The following is a 19988-nucleotide window of genomic DNA, read 5'->3' on the forward strand; positions in this document are numbered from 1 at the left end:
ACCCCACGTCAACCGGCCAAAGCCGAGCGCAGCGGCTACGCGTCGTAGTCCCGGTCGAACCGGTCCTCGACCTGCTGCTCCGTGTCCTCGATGTCACGGTAGTTCTGGCCGCCCCGCTCAGGCGGCTGCTGGCCCTGACGGCCCTGCTGGCCCTGCTGGCCCTGGCGGCCCTGCTGGCCCTGCTGGCCCTGGCGGCCCTGCTGACCGCGCTGCCCGGCCCTCTCGCGGCCCTGGTCCATCTTCTCCTTGGCCTGGCGCGACTTTTCCTGGAACTGGTCCTTCATACCCATGTGGGTTCACTCCCGTGATGAGTGGGGGTCCGGCCCCTCTGTGGGGCCTCGACCAGATTCACACGGGCGAACACGCCCTGCATGTCGATCAGTTACGGAACGTAGTCCGCGCCGCCTCGTCGGCCGCCCCACCTGCGCCGACGAGCCCTGAGCGCATCCCCTGCAGACGCGGCGCGAACCGCTTCATCTCCCGCTGCCCGACCGCCCCGATGAGCGCCGGCAGATATCCGCGCACCCCCTGCATGCCGCGCAGCCACCACTGCCCGTACACATGCGCCGAGCGCCGCTCGATCCCGGCGACCAGCCGGTCCACCGTCGGGCCCAGCGGGTACGTCTTGTTCGCCGGCCACGTCAGCCGCTGCCGCAGCTCCCGCATGACGTCGTCCTGGTCGGCGCCGCGCACCATGTCGGTGTCCGTCCAGGACAGGTACGCCACGCCGACACGCACGCCCTGGTAGCCGACCTCGGCGCGCAGACTGTGCGCGTACGCCTCCACGCCCGACTTGGACGCGCAGTACGCCGTCATCATCGGCGCCGGCGTGATCGCGGCGAGCGAGGCGACCTGGAGCAGATAGCCGCGGCTTTCGACCAGCACCGGCAGGAACGCGCGCGCGGTCACCGCCGAACCGATCAGGTTCACCTCGATCACCCGCCGCCAGGCCTGCGGATCGGACTCGACGAACGGACCGCCGGTCGCCACACCGGCGTTGGCGACCACGATGTCGACCTTCCCGAACCGTGCCTTCACCTCCTGCGCGACCCTGCTCATCGCCTCGTGGTCGGTGACGTCGGCGTACCAGTGGGCGCTGTCGCTGTGCAGGCGCGAGGAGACCTCCTTGAGCGCCTCCTCCTCCAGTCCGACCAGCGCGACCTTCGCGCCGCGCGCGGAGAGCTTGCGCGCCAGCAGCTCCCCGACACCGCGCGCCGCCCCGGTGACGACCGCGACCTGCCCTTCGAGGCTGACCCTGCTCATGCGCCCTCCTTGATCTGCCAGACCTGCTCGGTCTGCTCGGTCTGCTCGGTCTGCTCGGCCCGCTGGATGTGCTTGGTCTGCGCGGGGATGGATCCCTGCTCGGGGGCGGCCCCCGTGACGTACGTGCCGACGAGGTCCCGGATCCGGCCGGTCACCGGCTCCGGCGCCTCGATCGGGGTCATGTGGCCGACGCCGGGCAGCTCGGTCAGCCCGACGCAGTTCGGCAGCGCGGCGACCAGCGCCCGGGCGTGCACCGGGGGTGTGAGCCGGTCGTCCGTGCCCTGCACCACCGCGGTCGGCACCCTCAGCTCCCGCACCCCGTGCTCGAGATCGAGCGCCGAGAGGACAGCCGACCAGGCGTGGCGCACGGCGCGCGGACAGGCGTGCACGATCCGCGCGCACGCCTCCACCATGTGCGGGGCTGAACCGGCGCCCATCGTCGCGTACTTGAGGATGCTCTTCGCCACCGGCGTGACCGGCCCGAGCGGAGCGCGCGAGCCGAGGACGCGCCCGGTGAGCCAGGTGCGGACGCGCCCGGCGCGCAACGGCACCACGAGCGCCTCCGCGACCAGCCGCGAACTGCCCGTGCTGCACAGCAGGACGGCGGCGGCGTGCTCCCGGAAGCGGGGCCGCCCGGACGCGGCCATGACCGTCATGCCACCCATGGAGTGGCCGACGACGAGCGCCTTCTCCCCGGGCGCGAGCGTCTCCGCGAGCACCGCTTCGAGATCGTCCGCCAGCGCCCCGGTCGTGCACGCGGGGCTCGCGGGACTGCGCCCGTGCCCCCTCTGGTCGTAGGCGATCACCCGGTGGTCGGTCGCCAGGTCCCGTATCTGTGCCGCCCAGAAGGCAGTGGAGCAGGTCCAGCCGTGGGCGAGGACCACCGGGGGCGCGTCCTCGGGGCCGTGCACCTCGACGTGCAGCCGCGCGCCGTCGGCGGAGACGGCGGTGAGGGTGCGGGCCGGGACGGGCGGGGCGTAGGGGCCGCTGGTGACGGAGACGGCGGGGCTCATGCGGCGGCCTCGCTCCTGCGCCCGGAGACCACCGCCGGCTTGCGGATCACCTCGTACTCCGCCAGGTCCACGCGCCGGGTCGCACGCCGGAACTCGGTCGTCGTGCCGGGCCAGATGGTGGTGTTGCGACCGCTCGCGTCCAGGTACCAGCTGGTGCAGCCGCCGGTGTTCCACACGGTGCGCTTCATCCGCTCCTGGACCCGGTGGTTCCAGTCCTCGACGGCCGCGGGCCGGGCATCGAGGGCCGTACGGCCGCCGAGGACGTTCAGGTGCCGCAGATAATCGGCCATGTAGTTCAGCTGGGACTCGATCATGAGAATCATCGAGGAGTTCCCGAGGCCGGTGTTGGGCCCGATGATCGTCATCCAGTTCGGGAACCCGGCCGCCGCAGCACCGCGCAGCGCCTGCATGCCGTTCTTCCAGGACTCGGCGAGCGTGATGCCCTCCGCGCCGACCACCCGCTCGGCGATGGGCATGTCCGTGACGTGGAAGCCCGTACCGAAGATGATCGCGTCCACCTCGGCTTCGGTGCCGTCGGCCGCGACGACCGTCGACCCGCGGATCTCGCTCAGCCCGCTGGCCACGACGTCCACATTGGGCCTGGTCAGCGCCGGGTAGTACGTGCTGGACAGCAGGATCCGCTTGCAGCCGATGCGGTAGTCCGGGGTGAGCTTGGCGCGCAGGGCCGGGTCCTTGACCGCGCGGGCCATGTTCCGCTTGGCGAGCTGCTCGACCATGCCGAGTTCGTCCGGGCGCTTGGTGAACGCCTGCACCTGCAGTTCCCGGATGCCCCACAGCAGGCCGCGCCGGGCCTGGGCGGTGACGGGCAGCCGCCGGTGCAGCCAGCGTTCGGCACCGCTGATCGCGCGGTCGACGCGGGGCATCACCCAGGGCGGGGTGCGCTGGAAGAGGGTGAGCCGGCCGACCTGCGGCTGGATGGCCGGCACGATCTGGATCGCGGAGGCGCCGGTGCCGACCATGGCGACCCGCTTGCCGCGCAGGTCGTAGTCGTGGTCCCAGCGGGCGGAGTGGAACACCTTGCCCGGGAACGACGCGAGGCCCGGGATCTCGGGGATCTTCGGGTCGGACAGCGGCCCCGTGGCGGAGACCACGACATCGGCCGACAGCGCCCCGCGCGTGGTCTCGATGTTCCACCGCAGGTTCTCGCTGTCCCAGGTCATCAGCTTGACCTCGGAGCCGAGGCGGAGGTGCGGGCGCAGTCCGAAGAGGTCGGTGACGTGCTCCAGGTAGGCGCGGATGTGGCGCTGCCCGGAGAAGGTGCGCGGCCACTCGGGGTTGGGCGCGAAGGAGAAGGAGTACAGGTGCGAGGGCACGTCGCAGGCGCACCCGGGGTAACTGTTGTCGCGCCAGGTGCCGCCGACGCTGTCGGCCCGCTCCAGGACGACGAAGTCGGTGATTCCCTCGCGGCGCAGCCGCACGGCGGCCCCCAGGCCGCCGAACCCGGATCCGATCACCGCCACCCGTACATGCTCGTGCTCGGCCATCCCGAAGCCTCCACGCATCACCTAGGAACCCTGCCAGTGATTACTGGCGCAATGGGACTGTAGGGCAGCTCCGTACTGAGCGGTAGGGGGCGGAGGAAGGAAAGTTACCCCCGGTACGCCATAGGCTGCGGGCGTGGCAGAGGACGCAGCACCCCAGGAAGGCCCCCGCGAGTACCGCACGGAGGAACTGGCCCGGCTGGCCGGCATCACCGTGCGCACCCTGCGCTTCTACCGCGAACGCAAGCTGCTCCCGCCACCCCGCCGCGAGGGCCGCATCGCCTGGTACGACGACCACCACCTGGCCCGGCTGCGCACCGTCGCCGCCCTGCTGGAGCGCGGCCACACCCTGAACGGCATAGCGGAACTCGCCGAGGCCCTCGACCAGGGCCGGGACGTCGCCGACCTGCTCGGCGTCGGCACCCCCACCGAGGAGGAGCCGGTCCGACTCACCCCCGAGGAACTCGCCGCCCGCTTCGAGGGCGAGGTCACCCCCGAGAACCTCGCCGCCGCCATGGAACTGGGCTACCTCGGCACCGACGGCGACGAGATCGTCCACATCAGCCGGCGCCTGCTGGACGTCTCCTCCGCCCTGGTCCGCGAGGGCATACCGCTCGCCGAGGTCCTGGCAGCCGGCGCCCGCGTCCGCGAACACGCCGACGCCCTGGCCGACCTCTTCACCACCCTGATCCTCCGCCACGCCCCGGAGGAAGACCTACGCCGCCTGCGCCCCCTCGCCCGCAGCGTCGTGGAAGCAGAACTCTCCTTGGCCCTGGACCGGCGCCTGAACAAGCGGGACTGAGCGGGACGGGGTAGACCGAGCCGCGACCGTGCGCGACCGGGCGCGACTACAGGTCGTAGACGACGGTCACCGGCGCGTGGTCCGACCACCGCTCGGCATGCGTGGCGGCACGCTCGACGTACCCCTTGACCGCCTTGCCGGCCAGCCCGGCCGTGGCCACGTGGTAGTCGATGCGCCAGCCTGAATCGTTGTCGAAAGCCCGCCCCCGGTAGGACCACCAGGTGTACGGGCCCTCGGTGTCCGGGTGGAGGGCGCGGACGACGTCGACGTAGGCGCCGTCCTGCGCGGAGAGGACGCGGTCGAGCCAGTTGCGCTCCTCGGGCAGGAAGCCGGAGTTCTTGGTGTTGCCGCGCCAGTTCTTGAGGTCGGCCTGCCGGTGGGCGATGTTCCAGTCGCCGCACACGAGGACCTCGCGCCCGTCGGCGGCGGCCCGCTCGCGCAGTTCCTTCAGGTGGGCGAGGAACTCGCCCATGAAGCGGATCTTCTCGTCCTGCCGCTCGGTGCCGACCTCGCCGGAGGGCAGGTAGAGGGAGGCCACGGTGAGGCCGGGCAGGTCGGCCTCGACGTAGCGGCCGCTGCCGTCGAACTCGGACGAGCCGAAGCCGACGCGGACGCGGTCGGGCTCGCGGCGCGTGTAGAGGGAGACGCCCGCGCGGCCCTTGGCGGCGGCCGGGGCGTGCACGACGTGCCAGCCGTCGGGCTGCCGGACCCCGTCGGGCAGCTGGTGCGGCTCGGCGCGCACCTCCTGCAGGCAGACGACGTCCGCCTCGGTTCCGGCGAGCCACTCCACGAAGCCCTTCTTCGCGGCAGCCCGCAGTCCGTTCACGTTCACCGAGGTCACAGTCAGCACCCGGGCACGATACCGGCACACTGGTCGGGGTCCGCAAAACCCAGGACCCCCGCCGCCTGCATAGAAGTACGATACCCAGCATGATTATTCGCCGCGTTCGCTTCGATCACCCCGACGCCATGAAGCTCAACGACGAGGTCCAGGCCGAATACCACCTGCGCTACGGCGACGGGGGCGACGCCACGGCCCTCGACGCCGCCGACTTCGACCCGCCCCGGGGCGTGTACCTGATCGCGTACGACGAGTACGACCGTCCGGTGGCCACCGGCGGCTGGCGCAGCCAGGACCGCAACGAGGAGGGCAACGAGGACGGCGACGCCGAGCTGAAGCGGATGTTCGTCGTCGAGCAGATGCGCGGCCGGGGCCTGGCCCGCCGCATCCTCGCGGCCCTGGAGGAGGACGCGCGCGCGGCCGGCCGGGTCCGCATGGTCCTGGAGACGGGCACCAAGCAGCCGGAAGCCATAGCCCTGTACGCCTCCAGCGGCTACGAGCCGTGCACGAAGTTCGGCTACTACCGCCACCACGAGGAGAGCCTCTGCTACGCCAAGCGGCTCTGACGCCCGGACCGTCCCCATCGCCTACAAGGAACTCGAGTCGACCTGTCGACGGGGACGGTGACGGTCAGTCCATACAAGTCGTCAAAGCCCCGGCCGGGAGATCCCGACCGGGGCTTTGAGCTGCGTGGACCTGAGGGGATTTGAACCCCTGGCCCCCTCGATGCGAACGAGGTGCGCTACCGGACTGCGCCACAGGCCCTTGCAACGAGTGAAACTTTAGCATCCCGATCGGGGTGCTCGGAAATCCGCTCCCTGACTGGTCAGGACGGGGGTCACTCGTTGGCCGCGCGGGGCCGGTCGCCGTCCTCGTACTGGTCGAAGAGGGGCGTGCGTCCGCGTTCCCGCGCCCGCCGTGCGGAGGCCGCGCGTCGTGCGTCGCCGTGACCGCCCGCGGGCCGGTCCCCGGCTGCGGGCGCCGGTTCCCCGGCCGCGCCCTCCTGGGCGTCGGCGTCCTGCTCGGGCGCCACCGCGCTGGACCGCGCCGAACTCCAGGTGCCGGGCGCGCCCAGGTCCACGTCGGAGGTGGCGCGCGGGGCGACCGGTGCGGTGACGTACGTCGGCAGGGGCACCGGCACCGGGTCCCAGCTGTCGCCGTGCCCGGGCCGCCGCTGCCGCTCGCGCTGCTGGTCGACCCACTCGGCGTGGTCGGTCTGCTCCACGAGGGCGCGCCGGTCGGCGGCGAGCGTGGAGAGGCCGGTGTCCGCGCCGGTGTCCGCGCCCTGCTCCGTCTCGTCCGCCCCGGCGCCCGTGTCGAGGGGCGCGCGCCGGTGCGGCTGGCGTTCGCGCAGGCGCTGGGCGGCGGCCTCGGCATGCCGGCGGTCCATCTGGTAGGCGAAGCGGCGGCGTTCCTGCGCCCGCAGGTAGGCGATGTACGCGCTCAGCGTGACGGCGGGCACGGCGGGCGCCCACAGGAAGGCGAGTCCGCCGACGGCGGCCACGATCGCGCCGAGCGTGAAGGCGAGGAAGAGGACCACGGTGGTGCGCCGACGGCGCGCGAGCACCTTCGAGCGCCGAGCACGCGCCGCGGCTGCCTGCGCCGACGCCGTCTGCCTCTGCGCGGGCACGGACCCCGAGGCGTGCACGGGGGCCGCTTCGGGCGCCGGTTCGGCGGCCTGGTCGCGCGCCGGCTCCGCGCTGCCCGGCGCCTCGGGCCCGGCCTCCACGGTGACCTGACGGCGCGTCGGAGGCATGGCGAAGGCACGGACGTCCACCGAGTCGGTGGCGGCGTCCGGACCGCCGGTTTCCGCCTCCCCCTCCTGGGTGGAGCGTGCCTGCAGGTCCCTGGCGTACCGGCGCTCCATACCCGCCCGTCCCGACAGCAGCCGGATGGCGGTGCTGAAGCGTTCCGTCGGACGGGCCTCGTTCAGCTCGTCCTGCCTACGGAGCCACATCGGCACCAAGTAGGCGGCCCAGGCCCCGACAATGACTGCGTAGATGAGGCCGCTGCTGCTCACGCCTCACACGGTAGAGGGATTTGCGTGAGGCCATCCGCCAATTGGGCCGGTGTGTCGCACGATCTGGCTGATATTTCCAGCATTTTTTGCGACCGATGCGATCAGGGGACCACCCTGAGCGAGAATTCAGCGCCCCGAGTTGGTCAACAGCCGATCAATTTCGAACATGTATTCAATTTACTGGCGCTCGGTGCGCTGGGCCCCTTGAGAGCGGGCCCGCTTCCATCGCGCGAGCAACCCGTCCGGCACCTCTTCGGCGGTGAGCGCGAAGACGAGATGGTCCCGCCAGGCCCCGTCGATGTGCAGATAACGCGGCCGGAGGCCCTCCTCGCGGAATCCGAGTTTCTCCACGACCCGCCGGCTCGGCCGGTTCTCGGGGCGAATGCACACCTCGACGCGGTGCAGACCGACGGTACGGAAACAGTGGTCCACCACGAGCGCGACGGCCGTCGGCATCACCCCGCGCCCGGCCACCGCCTCGTCCACCCAGTAGCCGACGTGACCGGAGCACATCGAGCCCCAGGTGATCCCGGCGACCGTCAACTGCCCGACCAGGCGCCCCTGGTACTCGATGACGAACGGCAGCATCCGGCCCGCGTTCGCCTCGGCGCGCAGGTGCCGGACCATCTGGCGGTAGGTCGGCCGGTGCACGATCGGCCCGCTCGGGGTGGGCGGCGGAATGGTCGCCTCCCAGGGGCGCAGCCAGTCGCGGTTGCGCCGGTTCACCTCGCGCCAGGCCCGCTGGTCGCGCAGCTTTATCGGCCGGAGGACGACGTCGCCGTCCGCCAGCACGACGGGCCAGGAAGGGGTGTTCAGCTCGCACCCCCGCCGCTGCCCGGTCTGGGGTGGTCACCGCCGCGGATCTGGTCGACGGCGTGGACCAGCAGGGGCTCCAGTACGGCGAGCCCGTCGCGCACCCCGCCGGTCGACCCGGGCAGATTGACGATCAGCGTGCCAGCGGCCACCCCGGCCAGGCCCCGGGACAGCGCGGCGGTCGGCACCTTGTCCCGGCCGTACGCGCGGATGGCCTCCGCGATGCCCGGCACCTCGTACTCGATCACCGCGCGGGTCGCCTCGGGCGTGCGGTCGGTGGGCGACAGGCCGGTGCCGCCGGTGGTGACGACGACGTCGTACGCGGCCGTCACGGCCGCCCGCAGCGCCGCTTCCACCGGATCCCCGTCGGGCACCACCTGCGGGCCGTCCACGGCGAACCCGAGGTCCTGCAGGCCCTTCACGATCAGCGGGCCGCCCTTGTCCTCGTAGACCCCGGCAGCGGCCCGGTTGGAGGCGGTGACGACCAGCGCGGCGTACGGCGCCCGCAGAGCGCCCCCGATGCCGTCGTCGAAAGTCATGCCCGGCTCCAGTCGCCCGACTTGCCGCCCGTCTTCTCCTCCACCCGTACGTCCGTGATGACCGCCCCCTTGTCGACCGCCTTGACCATGTCGATCACGGTGAGCGCGGCGACCGTCACCGCGGTGAGGGCCTCCATCTCGACGCCCGTGCGGTCCGTGGTCTTCACGGTGGCCCGGATCTCCACGGCGTCGTCCGCGACCGACAGGTCCAGTGTCACACCGGACACCGACAACGGGTGGCACAGCGGGATCAGGTCCGGGGTGCGCTTGGCCCCCATGATCCCGGCGATGCGCGCGGTGGCCAGGGCGTCGCCCTTGGGCATCCCCTCGCCGCGCAGCAGCTCGACCACGCGGGGTGAGACGAGGACCCGGCCGCTGGCACGGGCGGTGCGCGCGGTCACGTCCTTCCCCGATACGTCGACCATGCGGGCCGCACCCGCGTCGTCGATGTGCGTCAGTCGGTCCTGCGCAGGGGGTCCGGGGGTCTCCCCCCGGGAAGGCACTGTCATGGCTGTGGCGCTCCCGGTCCGGGCCCGGCGCGGTGCGGAGCGCGGGCCTGCTGTGCGCGACACGGTACCGCCAACCGGGACGGGTCAGCCGAGCAGGACCACCTCCACCTCGCTGCCGGGCTCGACGGACTCCACGTCCTCCGGGACGACGATCAGCGCGTCGGCCTGCGCCAGTGCCGCGATCAAGTGGGAACCGGCGCCGCCCACGGGGGTCACCTTCCCGTCGGCGTACGTCCCGCGCAGGAACTGGCGGCGGCCCTTGGGCGAGCGCAGTGCCGCGTCCGCCTTCAGGGCGGCCCGCGCGCGGGGCCGGTGCAGATCGGTGAGACCCATCAGGGCGCGGATGGCGGGGCGGACGAACAGTTCGAAGGAGACGTACGAGGACACCGGGTTGCCGGGCAGGGCCAGCAGCGGGGTGTGGTCGGGGCCGATGGAGCCGAAGCCCTGCGGCTTGCCGGGCTGCATGGCGAGCTTGCGGAAGTCGACGCCGCTGCCGGCCTCGTCCGCGTCGCCCGCGTACGACAGCGCCTCCTTGACCACGTCGTACGCCCCGACGCTCACCCCGCCCGTGGTCACCAGCAGGTCCGCGCGGATGAGCTGGTCCTCGATGGTGGAGCGGAGGGTCTCGGCGTCGTCGGCGACGGCGCCCACCCGGTAGGCGATGGCGCCCGCGTCCCGCGCGGCGGCGGTCAGGGCGAAGCTGTTGGAGTCGTAGATCCGGCCGGTGGTCAGCTGCTCTCCGGGCTGGACGAGTTCGCTGCCGGTGGAGAGCACGACCACGCGCGGGCGCGGGCGCACGCGGACCGTGCCGCGGCCGATCGCGGCGAGCAGGGCGATCTGCGGCGGGCCGAGGATCGCCCCGGCCGCCAGGGCCAGGTCGCCGGCCTTCACGTCGCTGCCCTTGGCCCGCACGTGCGCGCGTGCCTCTGCGGGCCGGTACACGTGCACGTGCCCTTCGGCGCCCTCGGGGGCCAGGCTGCGCGCCGGCATGCCGCTGACGGGGCCCTCGCCGAGCCCGCCGTCGGTCCACTCGACGGGGACGACGGCCTCGGCGCCGGGCGGCAGCGGGGCGCCGGTCATGATGCGCGCGGCCTGTCCCGGGCCGACCCGGACCGGGTCGGCCGCGCCGGCCGCGACGTCCCCGACGACCTCGAGGGCGGCCGGAAACTCCTCGCTGGCGCCGGCTACGTCCGCGACCCGCACCGCGTACCCGTCCATGGAGCTGTTGTCGAACGGCGGCAGGGAGACCGGCACCGTGACGTCGTCGACCAGGACGCAGCCCTGGGCGTCGAGCAGTTGCAGCTCGATGGGTTCGAGGGGGCGGACGGTCGAGAGGATGTCCTCCAGGTGCTCGTCCACCGACCACAGGTCGTCCGGGCCGGCGGGGCGGGTCGCGGCGCTGCTCAAGACTGCTGCATCTCCTCGGCTACGTAACTGCGAAGCCAGGTCCGGAACTCCGGGCCCAGGTCCTCACGTTCGCACGCGAGTCTGACAATGGCACGCAGGAAGTCGCCACGGTCCCCGGTGTCGTAACGGCGGCCCTTGAAGACGACGCCGTGCACCGGACCGCCGACCTTCTCGTCCTGCGCGAGCTGCTGGAGGGCGTCGGTGAGCTGGATCTCGCCGCCGCGGCCGGGCTCGGTCTTGCGCAGTATGTCGAAGATGTGCGGGTCGAGGACGTACCGCCCGATGATCGCGTAGTTCGACGGGGCGTCCACCGGGTCGGGCTTCTCGACCAGCCCGGTGACCTTCACGACATCACCGTCGGCGGTGGCCTCCACGGCCGCGCAGCCGTAGAGGTGGATCTGCTCGGGCGCGACCTCCATGAGGGCGATCACACTGCCGCCGTGCTGCTCCTGGACGTCGATCATGCGCTGCAGCAGGGGGTCGCGCGGGTCGATCAGGTCGTCGCCCAGGAGGACGGCGAAGGGCTCGTGGCCGACGTGCGGAGCGGCGCACAGGACGGCGTGGCCGAGGCCCCTGGGGTCACCCTGGCGCACGTAGTGCATGGTGGCCAGGTCGCTGGACTCCTGCACCTTCGCGAGCCGTTCGGCGTCGCCCTTCTTCTCGAGCGCCGATTCCAGCTCGTAATTGCGGTCGAAGTGATCCTCGAGGGGGCGCTTGTTACGCCCGGTGATCATGAGGACGTCGTCGAGCCCCGCCGACACGGCCTCCTCGACCACATACTGGATCGCCGGCTTGTCGACAACCGGCAGCATCTCCTTGGGAGTGGCTTTGGTAGCCGGCAGGAACCGGGTGCCGAGGCCGGCTGCGGGGATGACAGCCTTGCTGATCCTGGGGTGGGACTGAGTCATGCCCGCAACCATATCCGGTGCCTTTGTAGGGAATCTGGGGCTCCGACTGCTTGACCCTTGTATGACCCGCATGAAGAGAAGGGTGCGCGAACCACCGGTGGAACACGTCGGATGTACGGGCGAGCCTGACAAGCGGATGTTGCGGCGAGAGCTCCTCGCGGTGAGGAACAGGTTGACGGCGGACGACGTCCGGGAGGCGGGCCGCGCGCTGGCGGAGCGCGCCCTGGAGCTGCCCGAGCTGGCGCACGGGCGCACGGTGGCGGCGTACGTCTCCGTGGGGAGCGAGCCCGGCACGCTCGCACTGCTGGACGCGCTGCGCGCGCGGGGCGTGCGCGTCCTGCTCCCGGCGCTGCTGCCCGACAACGATCTGGACTGGGGCGAGTACGCCGGCCCCGACTCGCTCGCGCGGGTGCGGCACGGCGGGCGGATGGCGCTGTTCGAGCCCTCCGGGGCACGGCTCGGCCCGGACGCCGTGACGGCCGCGGACATCGTCCTGCTGCCCGGGCTCGCGGTGGACGCGCGCGGGATGCGCCTGGGGCGCGGCGGAGGGTCGTACGACCGGGTGCTGGCCCGGCTGGAGCGCGCGGGCGCCCGCCCCCGGCTCGTGGTGCTGCTGTACGACACGGAGGTCGTCGCGCGGGTCCCGGCGGAGGCGCACGACAAGCCGGTGCACGCGGTGGTGACGCCGTCGGGGGTGCGCCGCTTCGCGAGCGGCTGACCCGGATCACCGGCCGCCGGAACGGGAAAACGGCCCTCCACGCGCGCGTGGAGGGCCGCTTTCAGTGCTGTGGCGTCACCGGGTCACGGTTTGAGGACGAGCGTGTCGCTCGTGCTCCCGTCCACCGCCTTGGCCGAGAACGACCAGGGCAGCAGCTCGCCCTTGGCCCACTTGCCCGTCTGGTCGGTGTAGTGCGCGCTGAAGGCGTGCCCGGAGGCGCCGGTCAGGTTGATCCACTTGGACTTGTCGAGGTCGGCGAGGTTGACGACCATCCGCATGGACGGCACCCAGACGACGTTGTAGCCGCCGGCGGCGTTCCAGCCGCTCGCGTTCACCGTGGCCTCACCGCCGCTCAGCTTCCAGGGGCCGCGGTTCAGGATGTACTGCAGGACCTTCGGGCCCTCGGTGCCGAGCGTCTGGTTCTTCAGGAACAGCCGGTGCAGGCGGCCCCAGCTCCAGGTGTCGATGTCCTTGCCGAGCTTGGCGGTCAGCTCCCAGCGGGCATCGATCATGGCCCGGGCGAAGAGCTGGTCACGGTTCTCGGCGCCCGGCCGGGTGCCCGACTTGGGCGTCTTCCACCACTCGCTGTCCGGCTTGTCCATCAGGGTGCGCACGACCTCGAACCAGCGGTCGCCGCCGTCCGGCTGCGCCTGGTCGGCGTCGCGCTGGCCGCATTCGCGCACCTTGGTGTCGTCGTCCACCGGGCCGGTGCTGTCGATCTTGTCGACCCACAGGCACTGTCCCTTGACGCGCACCTCCTTGGGCAGCTTGTTGCCGAAGGCGAGCTTGAGGATGTTGCGCCAGACGGCGTTGAAGTACGCGGCGGCCGCGGAGTCGGCGTCCTGGGTGTAGTCCCAGCCCTCCAGCAGCTTCTGCGCCTCGCGGACGTCCGGGTCGTCGAGGTTGATCTTCAGCAGCTTGGGCACCAGGAGCTTGGCGATCTCGCTGCTGTTGTCCAGCTGCATCTGCCGCATGTCGTCGGTGGAGATCTTCCCGCCGTCCTTGATCTTGGACTCGATCAGGTCGGAGATGCGCTGGCTGCGGGTGCCGTAGCCCCAGTCGGTGGTCAGCGTGTACGGGTACTTCTCGGGGTCGACCACGGCCTGGTTGGCGGTGACGATGTAGCCGCGCTCGGGGTCGAACTCGTAGGGCAGCTCGTCCTGCTTGATGAAGCCCGTCCAGCGGTACTTCGAGTCCCAGCCCGGCGCCGGGACGGAGCCGTCGTCCTTGGCGGAGCGCGTGGGGATCCGGCCGGGCAGGGTGTAGCCGATGTGGTTGTCCGTGCTGGCGTAGATCAGGTTCTGCGACGGCACGTCGAACAGGGCCGCGGCGGCGCGGAAGTCCTTCCAGTCCCCGGCCTTGTCCAGGGCGAACACGGCGTCCATGGAGGAGCCCGGGTCGAGCGCGGTCCAGCGCAGGGCGATGCCGTAGCCGTCGCCCCGGTCGGGCGCGGCGGTGGTCACGGTCGCCCTCTTGCCGACCTGGACGAGTTCGTCGTCACGGTCGGACAGCAGCGGCATCCCGTCCTGGGTCTGGCGGACGACGATCGTCTTGGCCGTGCCCCCGGCGACCTTGATGGTCTCCTCGCGGGTCTTGAACGGCCGGATCTTGCCGTCGTACAGGTAGCCGTTGGCGCTCACCTTCTCCAGGTAGAGGTCGGTGACGTCGACCCCGGAGTTGGTCATGCCCCAGGCGATCCTGGCGTTGTGGCCGATGATCACACCGGGCATGCCGGCAAACGTGTAGCCGCTGACGTCGTACTGGCACTTGCCGGAGACGGTCCGGCAGTGCAGGCCCATCTGGTACCAGACGGACGGCAGGGACGCCGACAGGTGCGGGTCGTTGGCCAGCAACGGCTTGCCCTTGACGGTGTACTTCCCGGCGACCACCCAGGAGTTGGAGCCGATGCCCTGGCCGTTCACGCCGACGGCCGTGGGGAGGTCGTCCAGGACGTGGTAGAGGCCGCCCAGCTGGCTCGTGAGGCCCGACCCCGTCCCGGCCGAGGTGGAGGAGCCGGTCGTGCCGGTGGTGCCCTGAGAGGAGCCCGTGGCGCCGCCGGTCGTGCCCTGGGTGCCCGTGGTGCCGGCCGTGCCCGTGGCGCCGGCCGTGCCCTGGGTGCCGCCCGTCGTCCCCTGGGCGGAGCCCGTGGCGCCGCTCTGCTGGAACGCCTTGGTCACATCGTCGTACCGACCCTCCTGGACGATCGGCTTGTTGCGGCCGTAGGGGTACGCCGGGTACAGGTCCTGGATCTGCTGCGGGCCGAGGCGGCTGGTCATCAGGGCGCGGTCGATCTCGTCCTGCATGTTGCCGCGCAGGTCCCAGGCCATCGCCTTCAGCCAGGCGATGGAGTCGACCGGGGTCCACTTCTCCGGCTTGTAGTCGTTGCTGAAGCCCAGGGCCGCGTACTCCAGGGAGATGTCCTCGCCGTCCTTGCCCTGGAGGTAGGCGTTGACTCCCTTGGCGTAGGCCTGGAGGTACTTCTTGGTGGCGGCCGACAGCTTGGTGTCGTACTCCTGCCGGGCGATCCGGTCCCAGCCGAGGGTGCGCAGGAACGCGTCGTTCTCGACCTGGCCCTTGCCGAACATCTCCGACAGGCGCCCGGAGGTCATGTGCCGGCGCACGTCCATCTCGTAGAACCGGTCCTGCGCCTGGACGAAGCCCTGCGCCATGAACAGGTCCTCGTCCGAGGAGGCGTAGATCTGCGGAATGCCGTAGCCGTCCCGCTTGACGTCGACCGGTCCGGACAGGCCGTCGAGCTTGATCGAACCCGTGGTCTGCGGGAAGGAGGCGCGGACCGTGCTGATCGACCAGTACGCGCCGTAGGCGACGCCTCCGATGATGGCCAGGACCAGCACGAGCACGATCAGTCGGGCTCTGCGCCCCTTCTTCCTGCCGGACGTGACGGACGTGGCACCCGTGGTGGCGGTGTCACCCGTTGTGGCGGTGGTGTTGGGGGGCATCGCTGTCCTTGCTGTCCTAACGCGAGCGGCAGGTCGGGCTGTGACTTTGAATGAGCGCTGGAGCAACCATAGGCGCAGGGCCCTCTCCCGCTTGACGCGGAGTCGGGAACCAGCGCGCACGAGCGTTCGATCTTGCCTCGTGAACGTCAAGAATGCGTCAAGAGTTAGGTAAGCTAACGAAGTAACCGGAGATCCCTCGCCCGATCTCGGAGGAGGAACGCCCGCTGACTGTTCACCACCTCAACCAGCTCCTGCTCGTCTGCTCCGTCGTCCTGCTCGTCGCCGTCGCGGCCGTCCGGATCTCCTCGCGCAGCGGGCTCCCCAGCCTGCTCGTGTACCTGGGGATCGGCGTCCTCATGGGCCAGGACGGCATCGGGGGCATCCACTTCAACAGCGCCGCAGTGACCCAGGTCATGGGATACGCGGCCCTGGTCGTGATCCTCGCCGAGGGCGGCCTGGGCACGAAGTGGAAGGAGATCCGGCCGGTCCTGTCGTCCGCCTCCGTGCTGGCGACGGCGGGCGTCGCGATCAGCGTGGGGGTCACCGCGGCGGGCGCGCACTACCTGGTCGGACTGGAGTGGCGGCAGGCGCTGATCATCGGCGCGGTGGTGTCGTCGACGGACGCGGCGGCGGTCTTCTCGGTGCTCCGGAGAATTCCCCTCCCCGCGCGCGTGACGGGCACCCTGGAGGCCGAGTCCGGCTTCAACGACGCCCCGGTGGTCATCCTGGTCGTCGCCTTCTCCACGGCCGGCCCGATCGAGCACTGGTACGTCCTGCTCGGCGAGATAGCCCTGGAGCTGGCCATCGGCGCGGCCATAGGCATCGCGGTGGGCTGGTTCGGCTCCTGGGGGCTGCGGCACGTGGCCCTGCCCGCCTCCGGCCTCTACCCGATCGCCGTGATGGCGATCGCCGTCACCGCCTACGCCGCCGGCGCCCTGGGGCACGGCAGCGGCTTCCTCGCCGTCTACCTGGCCTCGATGGTGCTCGGCAACGCGCGGCTGCCCCACTGGCCCGCCACCCGCGGCTTCGCCGAGGGGCTCGGCTGGATCGCGCAGATCGGCATGTTCGTCGTCCTCGGCCTGCTGGTCACCCCGCACGAGCTGGGTGACGACGTCGTGCCCGCGCTGGTCATCGGGCTGGTGCTGACCATGGTGGCCCGCCCGCTGAGCGTGGTGGTCAGCCTGGCCCCGTTCCGGGTGCCGCGGCCGGAGCAGATCCTGATGTCGTGGGCCGGGCTGCGCGGCGCCGTGCCGATCATCCTGGCGACCATCCCGATGGTGAACGGCGTGGCCGGCAGCCGCCGCATCTTCAACATCGTCTTCGTCCTGGTCGTCGTCTACACCCTGGTCCAGGGGCCGACCCTGCCCTGGCTGGCCCGCACCCTGCGCCTGGGCGAGCAGGGCGAGGCCTCCGACCTCGGCATCGAATCGGCACCCCTGGAGCGGCTGCGCGGGCACCTGCTGTCCGTCTCCGTCCCCGAGGGCTCACGGATGCACGGAGTGGAAATCAGCGAGCTGCGGCTGCCGCCCGGCGCGGCCGTCACCCTGGTCGTACGCGAAGGAAAATCGTTCGTGCCGATGCCCACGACGGTGCTGCGGCGCGGCGACGAGCTGCTGGTCGTCGCCACCGACCCGGTCCGCGACGCGGCGGAACGGCGCCTGCGCGCGGTCGGCCACGGCGGCAAGCTGGCGGGCTGGCTGGGCACCGACGGAGCCGGCAGTGCGCGTTAAGAGGGCATTTCGTACCGTTCACACCCCGTGAAATCCCAGGTGGCCGCGCTCATGGTGCTCGTTTTCACAGCCGCGCAAGCAGTGATCCCTGTACGATGAAGGCGCACCCTGATCGAACCAACTCTGCCTGACGCAGAGCTGGCGCGACCGTATGGCGGCCGGGTCCCCCCCACACCTCAGTGGGCGCCGGCATCTACCGCAGTCCGCGCAAGAGGACAGCTCTCGGCGCCCGGCCCGCACGGGGCCCGCGCTACCAGGCGGCAGAAAGGCACGGGCCGTGGGATCCACGGTCACCACCACCGAACCGGAGAAGACCTCGCCGGCGTCCTCCCGCCCCGGATACGGACAGCTGCTGCGCACCCGCGGCGCCTGGACGTTCCTGCTGCCCGGCTTCGCGGCGCGCCAGCCGTTCGCGATGCTCACCATCTCCATCGTGCTGCTCGTCCAGCACACCACCGGCTCGTACGGCGCCGCGGGCGCCGCCGCTGCCGCCACCGGTGTCTCCATGGCGCTGTTCGCGCCCTACAGCGGCCGCCTCGCCGACCGCTACGGCCAGCGTGCCGTCCTGCTCCCCGGCGTCCTGGTGCACACCGTCTCCGGCCTGTCCCTGACGGCGCTCGCGCTGGCCCACGCGCCCCTGTGGGCGCTGTTCCTGGCGGCCGTCCCGACCGGCGCCTCGGTGCCGCAGGTCGGCCCCATGGTGCGGGCCCGCTGGGGCGTGAAGCTGCAGGGCTCACCCCTGATGACCACCGCGGCTGCCTTCGAGTCCGTCACCGACGAGCTGACCTTCGTCTTCGGCCCGCTGCTGGCGACCGCGCTGTGCACCACCGTGACGCCGTCGGCGGGCCTGGTCACCGAGGCCGCGCTGACCCTCGTCGGCGGTCTGCTGTTCGCCGCGCAGAAGAGCACGCAGCCGTCGGTGTCCGCAGAGAGCGGGCACGCGCGCGTGCAGCACGCTTCCGCCCTGCGCGTCCCGGGCGTGCGCGTGCTGGTCGTGACCTTCCTCGGCATCGGCTCCGTCTTCGGCGGCATGCAGGTGTCGCTCGCGGCCTTCACCGAGTCGATCGGCGAGCCCGGCCTGAACGGCGTCCTGTACGGCGTCTTCGCCGCCGGCAACATGCTGTCCGGCATCGTCTGCGGCGCGATCGCCTGGAAGGCGGCTCCCCAGCAGCGTCTGGTGATCGGCTACACGGCGCTCGCGCTGGCGGCGTCCGCCCTGTGGACGGCGCACTCGGTGCTGCTGCTGGCCGCGCTCGGCCTGCTGGTCGGCATGTGCATCGCGCCGTCGCTGATCACGGGCTACACGCTGGTCGAGAGCCTGGTCCCGGCCGGGGCCCGCACCGAGGCCTTCACCTGGCTGACCGGTGCCGTCGCGCTCGGCCAGGCGGCCGCCGTCACGGTCGCCGGACAGCTGGAGGACCGGCTGTGGGACGGCGCCGGATTCCTGGTGCCGATGGCCGGCACCGTACTGGCGCTGGCCACCCTGGTGACGCTGCGCTCCCGGCTGGTCCCGCGGCAGCCGAACCGCACGGTCGCGCGTGGCGTCGGTCACCGCGTGCCCGTCACGGTGGACTGATTCCCAGGAATACGTCACTATGGATCGTCGTTAGCACTCATCGAGTGAGAGTGCCAGGAGGAAGACAGTGCCGACCTACCAGTACCAGTGCACCGAGTGCGGCGAGGGCCTTGAGGCGGTGCAGAAGTTCACCGACGACGCCCTGACGGAGTGCCCCAGCTGCAAGGGCCGCCTGAAGAAGGTGTTCTCCGCGGTCGGCATCGTCTTCAAGGGCTCCGGTTTCTACCGCAACGACTCGCGCGGCTCCACGTCGAGCAGCACCCCGGCGTCGAAGCCGGCCGGCTCGTCGTCCGACTCGAAGACGTCCTCCTCGACGTCCTCGACCTCGTCCTCGTCCTCGTCGAGCTCCACCAGCAGCTCGGCCGCCTGAGAACTCTCACCCAGGCCCTGCCGTCCCCGCGACGGCAGGGTCTTCGGCGTTCCCCGGCACCGTCTCCCCCGCGGTTTCGCGGCCCGCTAGTGTGCTGGTCATGGCGAACGCAGAGATCGGCGTAATCGGCGGTTCGGGTTTCTACTCCTTCCTGGACGACGTGACCGAGATCCAGGTGGACACCCCCTACGGAGCGCCCAGCGACTCCCTGTTCCTCGGCGAGATCGCCGGCCGGCGGGTCGCCTTCCTGCCCCGGCACGGCCGTGGCCACCACCTGCCGCCGCACCGCATCAACTACCGCGCCAACCTGTGGGCCCTGCGCTCCGTCGGCGTCCGGCAGGTCCTCGGTCCGTGCGCGGTGGGCGGGCTGCGCCCCGAGTACGGACCGGGCACCCTGCTCGTGCCGGACCAGATGGTGGACCGTACGAAGTCCAGGGCGCAGACCTACTTCGACGGGCTGCCGCTGCCCGACGGCACCGTGCCGAACGTCGTGCACGTGTCCATGGCCGACCCCTACTGCCCCACCGCGCGGGCCGCCGCGCTGAAGGCGGCCCGCGGCCGGGACTGGGAACCGGTGGACGGCGGCACGTTGGTCGTGGTCGAGGGGCCGCGGTTCTCCACGCGCGCCGAATCGTTGTGGCACCAGGCGCAGGGCTGGTCGGTGGTGGGCATGACCGGCCACCCCGAGGCCGCGCTCGCCCGGGAACTGGAGCTGTGCTACACCTCGCTGACCCTGGTCACCGACCTCGACGCGGGCGCCGAGACCGGGGAGGGCGTCTCCCATGAGGAGGTGCTGCGGGTGTTCGCGGCCAACGTGGACCGGCTGCGCGGCGTCCTGTTCGACGCGGTGGCGGCACTGCCGGAGACCGGGGCGCGGGACTGCCTGTGCGTGAACGCGCTCGGGGGGATGGATCCGGGGTTCGTGCTGCCGTAGGGCGGCGGGGTGAGCGGAACTCCTCGTTCGGGTGGGTGAGTTGTCCACAACCGGCCGGTGATCCACCGGCCCCGGCGGGATCC

General features: G+C 71.6%; 19 protein-coding genes and 1 tRNA gene. 7 read left to right on the forward strand and 13 right to left on the reverse strand.

Annotated elements, in window-relative coordinates:
- Positions 1-35: 35 nt before the first annotated feature.
- The 4 genes from ACIP4Y_RS18630 to ACIP4Y_RS18645 form a co-directional block, all read right to left on the reverse strand.
- Complete coding sequence (locus ACIP4Y_RS18630; RefSeq protein ID WP_401394362.1) at positions 36-290, reverse strand: hypothetical protein; 255 nt, start codon at positions 288-290, stop codon at positions 36-38.
- A gap of 88 nt (positions 291-378) precedes the next feature.
- Positions 379-1263 carry an SDR family oxidoreductase gene (locus tag ACIP4Y_RS18635; RefSeq protein WP_401394365.1) on the reverse strand — a complete coding sequence of 295 codons (885 nt, stop codon included), beginning with the start codon at positions 1261-1263 and terminating at the stop codon, positions 379-381.
- Positions 1260-2276 carry an alpha/beta fold hydrolase gene (locus tag ACIP4Y_RS18640; protein WP_401394368.1) on the reverse strand — a complete coding sequence of 339 codons (1017 nt, stop codon included), beginning with the start codon at positions 2274-2276 and terminating at the stop codon, positions 1260-1262. Before ACIP4Y_RS18640 ends, ACIP4Y_RS18635 begins: the two co-directional genes overlap by 4 nt.
- Positions 2273-3781, reverse strand: a complete 1509-nt coding sequence (locus tag ACIP4Y_RS18645; RefSeq protein WP_401394371.1) for a flavin-containing monooxygenase — start codon at positions 3779-3781, stop codon at positions 2273-2275. Before ACIP4Y_RS18645 ends, ACIP4Y_RS18640 begins: the two co-directional genes overlap by 4 nt.
- A gap of 133 nt (positions 3782-3914) precedes the next feature.
- Here ACIP4Y_RS18645 and ACIP4Y_RS18650 point away from each other — a divergent pair, with 133 nt between their 5' ends.
- On the forward strand, positions 3915-4580 hold the full coding sequence (locus tag ACIP4Y_RS18650) for a MerR family transcriptional regulator (RefSeq protein ID WP_401394374.1): 666 nt from the start codon (positions 3915-3917) through the stop codon (positions 4578-4580).
- A 46-nt stretch (positions 4581-4626) separates the two neighbouring features.
- Here the strand turns inward: ACIP4Y_RS18650 and ACIP4Y_RS18655 are convergent, their stop codons facing one another.
- The gene (locus tag ACIP4Y_RS18655) at positions 4627-5430 is read right to left on the reverse strand and encodes an exodeoxyribonuclease III (RefSeq protein ID WP_401394377.1); all 804 of its coding nucleotides are present in this window, start codon (positions 5428-5430) and stop codon (positions 4627-4629) included.
- Between the two features lie 80 nt (positions 5431-5510).
- Between ACIP4Y_RS18655 and ACIP4Y_RS18660 the strand changes: the two genes are divergently transcribed.
- Positions 5511-5987, forward strand: a complete 477-nt coding sequence (locus ACIP4Y_RS18660) for a GNAT family N-acetyltransferase (protein ID WP_401394380.1) — start codon at positions 5511-5513, stop codon at positions 5985-5987.
- A gap of 125 nt (positions 5988-6112) precedes the next feature.
- Here ACIP4Y_RS18660 and ACIP4Y_RS18665 read toward each other — a convergent pair.
- The 7 genes from ACIP4Y_RS18665 to galU form a co-directional block, all read right to left on the reverse strand.
- Positions 6113-6186, reverse strand: a tRNA-Ala gene (locus tag ACIP4Y_RS18665).
- A gap of 73 nt (positions 6187-6259) precedes the next feature.
- Positions 6260-7441 (reverse strand): gephyrin-like molybdotransferase receptor GlpR, encoded by a 1182-nt coding sequence (gene glpR / locus ACIP4Y_RS18670; protein WP_401394383.1) that lies wholly within the window; start codon positions 7439-7441, stop codon positions 6260-6262.
- A gap of 177 nt (positions 7442-7618) precedes the next feature.
- Positions 7619-8233 (reverse strand): GNAT family protein, encoded by a 615-nt coding sequence (locus ACIP4Y_RS18675; RefSeq protein ID WP_358641699.1) that lies wholly within the window; start codon positions 8231-8233, stop codon positions 7619-7621.
- A 20-nt stretch (positions 8234-8253) separates the two neighbouring features.
- Entirely contained in the window at positions 8254-8793 is a 540-nt protein-coding gene (locus ACIP4Y_RS18680) for a molybdenum cofactor biosynthesis protein B (protein WP_401394387.1), read from the reverse strand.
- Positions 8790-9302, reverse strand: a complete 513-nt coding sequence (gene moaC, locus ACIP4Y_RS18685) for a cyclic pyranopterin monophosphate synthase MoaC (protein ID WP_358641695.1) — start codon at positions 9300-9302, stop codon at positions 8790-8792. Before moaC ends, ACIP4Y_RS18680 begins: the two co-directional genes overlap by 4 nt.
- An 84-nt stretch (positions 9303-9386) precedes the next feature.
- On the reverse strand, positions 9387-10709 hold the full coding sequence (gene glp / locus ACIP4Y_RS18690; RefSeq protein WP_401394391.1) for a gephyrin-like molybdotransferase Glp: 1323 nt from the start codon (positions 10707-10709) through the stop codon (positions 9387-9389).
- Complete coding sequence (galU, locus tag ACIP4Y_RS18695; RefSeq protein ID WP_401394394.1) at positions 10706-11617, reverse strand: UTP--glucose-1-phosphate uridylyltransferase GalU; 912 nt, start codon at positions 11615-11617, stop codon at positions 10706-10708. Before galU ends, glp begins: the two co-directional genes overlap by 4 nt.
- A gap of 136 nt (positions 11618-11753) precedes the next feature.
- Here galU and ACIP4Y_RS18700 point away from each other — a divergent pair, with 136 nt between their 5' ends.
- Positions 11754-12335 carry a 5-formyltetrahydrofolate cyclo-ligase gene (locus tag ACIP4Y_RS18700; protein WP_358641689.1) on the forward strand — a complete coding sequence of 194 codons (582 nt, stop codon included), beginning with the start codon at positions 11754-11756 and terminating at the stop codon, positions 12333-12335.
- A gap of 83 nt (positions 12336-12418) precedes the next feature.
- On the opposite strand, the gene ACIP4Y_RS18705 is transcribed toward ACIP4Y_RS18700, so the two are convergent.
- The gene (locus tag ACIP4Y_RS18705; RefSeq protein WP_401394398.1) at positions 12419-15295 is read right to left on the reverse strand and encodes a penicillin acylase family protein; all 2877 of its coding nucleotides are present in this window, start codon (positions 15293-15295) and stop codon (positions 12419-12421) included.
- 191 nt (positions 15296-15486) lie between these two features.
- Between ACIP4Y_RS18705 and ACIP4Y_RS18710 the strand changes: the two genes are divergently transcribed.
- The 4 genes from ACIP4Y_RS18710 (at position 15487) to ACIP4Y_RS18725 (ending at position 19905) form a co-directional block, all read left to right on the forward strand.
- Positions 15487-17025 carry a potassium/proton antiporter gene (locus tag ACIP4Y_RS18710; RefSeq protein ID WP_401395194.1) on the forward strand — a complete coding sequence of 513 codons (1539 nt, stop codon included), beginning with the start codon at positions 15487-15489 and terminating at the stop codon, positions 17023-17025.
- Between the two features lie 277 nt (positions 17026-17302).
- Positions 17303-18601 carry an MFS transporter gene (locus tag ACIP4Y_RS18715; RefSeq protein WP_358641685.1) on the forward strand — a complete coding sequence of 433 codons (1299 nt, stop codon included), beginning with the start codon at positions 17303-17305 and terminating at the stop codon, positions 18599-18601.
- Between the two features lie 67 nt (positions 18602-18668).
- Positions 18669-18971: an FmdB family zinc ribbon protein gene (locus ACIP4Y_RS18720; protein WP_401394402.1), complete on the forward strand. Its 303-nt coding sequence runs from the start codon at positions 18669-18671 to the stop codon at positions 18969-18971.
- Between the two features lie 100 nt (positions 18972-19071).
- Complete coding sequence (locus ACIP4Y_RS18725; RefSeq protein ID WP_401394405.1) at positions 19072-19905, forward strand: S-methyl-5'-thioadenosine phosphorylase; 834 nt, start codon at positions 19072-19074, stop codon at positions 19903-19905.
- The last annotated feature ends 83 nt before the right edge of the window (positions 19906-19988 follow it).

This window comes from Streptomyces sp. NPDC088810 (assembly GCF_044750305.1).
GTDB lineage: Bacteria > Actinomycetota > Actinomycetes > Streptomycetales > Streptomycetaceae > Streptomyces.

Coding starts and splice junctions, on each gene's coding strand:
- ACIP4Y_RS18705 (WP_401394398.1), bottom strand. CDS start 15,295: ATGCCCCCCAACACCACCGCCACAACGGGTGACACCGCCACCACGGGT.
- ACIP4Y_RS18645 (WP_401394371.1), bottom strand. CDS start 3,781: ATGGCCGAGCACGAGCATGTACGGGTGGCGGTGATCGGATCCGGGTTC.
- galU (WP_401394394.1), bottom strand. CDS start 11,617: ATGACTCAGTCCCACCCCAGGATCAGCAAGGCTGTCATCCCCGCAGCC.
- ACIP4Y_RS18680 (WP_401394387.1), bottom strand. CDS start 8,793: ATGACTTTCGACGACGGCATCGGGGGCGCTCTGCGGGCGCCGTACGCC.
- ACIP4Y_RS18700 (WP_358641689.1), top strand. CDS start 11,754: ATGTTGCGGCGAGAGCTCCTCGCGGTGAGGAACAGGTTGACGGCGGAC.
- ACIP4Y_RS18635 (WP_401394365.1), bottom strand. CDS start 1,263: ATGAGCAGGGTCAGCCTCGAAGGGCAGGTCGCGGTCGTCACCGGGGCG.
- ACIP4Y_RS18725 (WP_401394405.1), top strand. CDS start 19,072: ATGGCGAACGCAGAGATCGGCGTAATCGGCGGTTCGGGTTTCTACTCC.
- moaC (WP_358641695.1), bottom strand. CDS start 9,302: ATGACAGTGCCTTCCCGGGGGGAGACCCCCGGACCCCCTGCGCAGGAC.
- ACIP4Y_RS18630 (WP_401394362.1), bottom strand. CDS start 290: ATGGGTATGAAGGACCAGTTCCAGGAAAAGTCGCGCCAGGCCAAGGAG.
- ACIP4Y_RS18640 (WP_401394368.1), bottom strand. CDS start 2,276: ATGAGCCCCGCCGTCTCCGTCACCAGCGGCCCCTACGCCCCGCCCGTC.
- ACIP4Y_RS18660 (WP_401394380.1), top strand. CDS start 5,511: ATGATTATTCGCCGCGTTCGCTTCGATCACCCCGACGCCATGAAGCTC.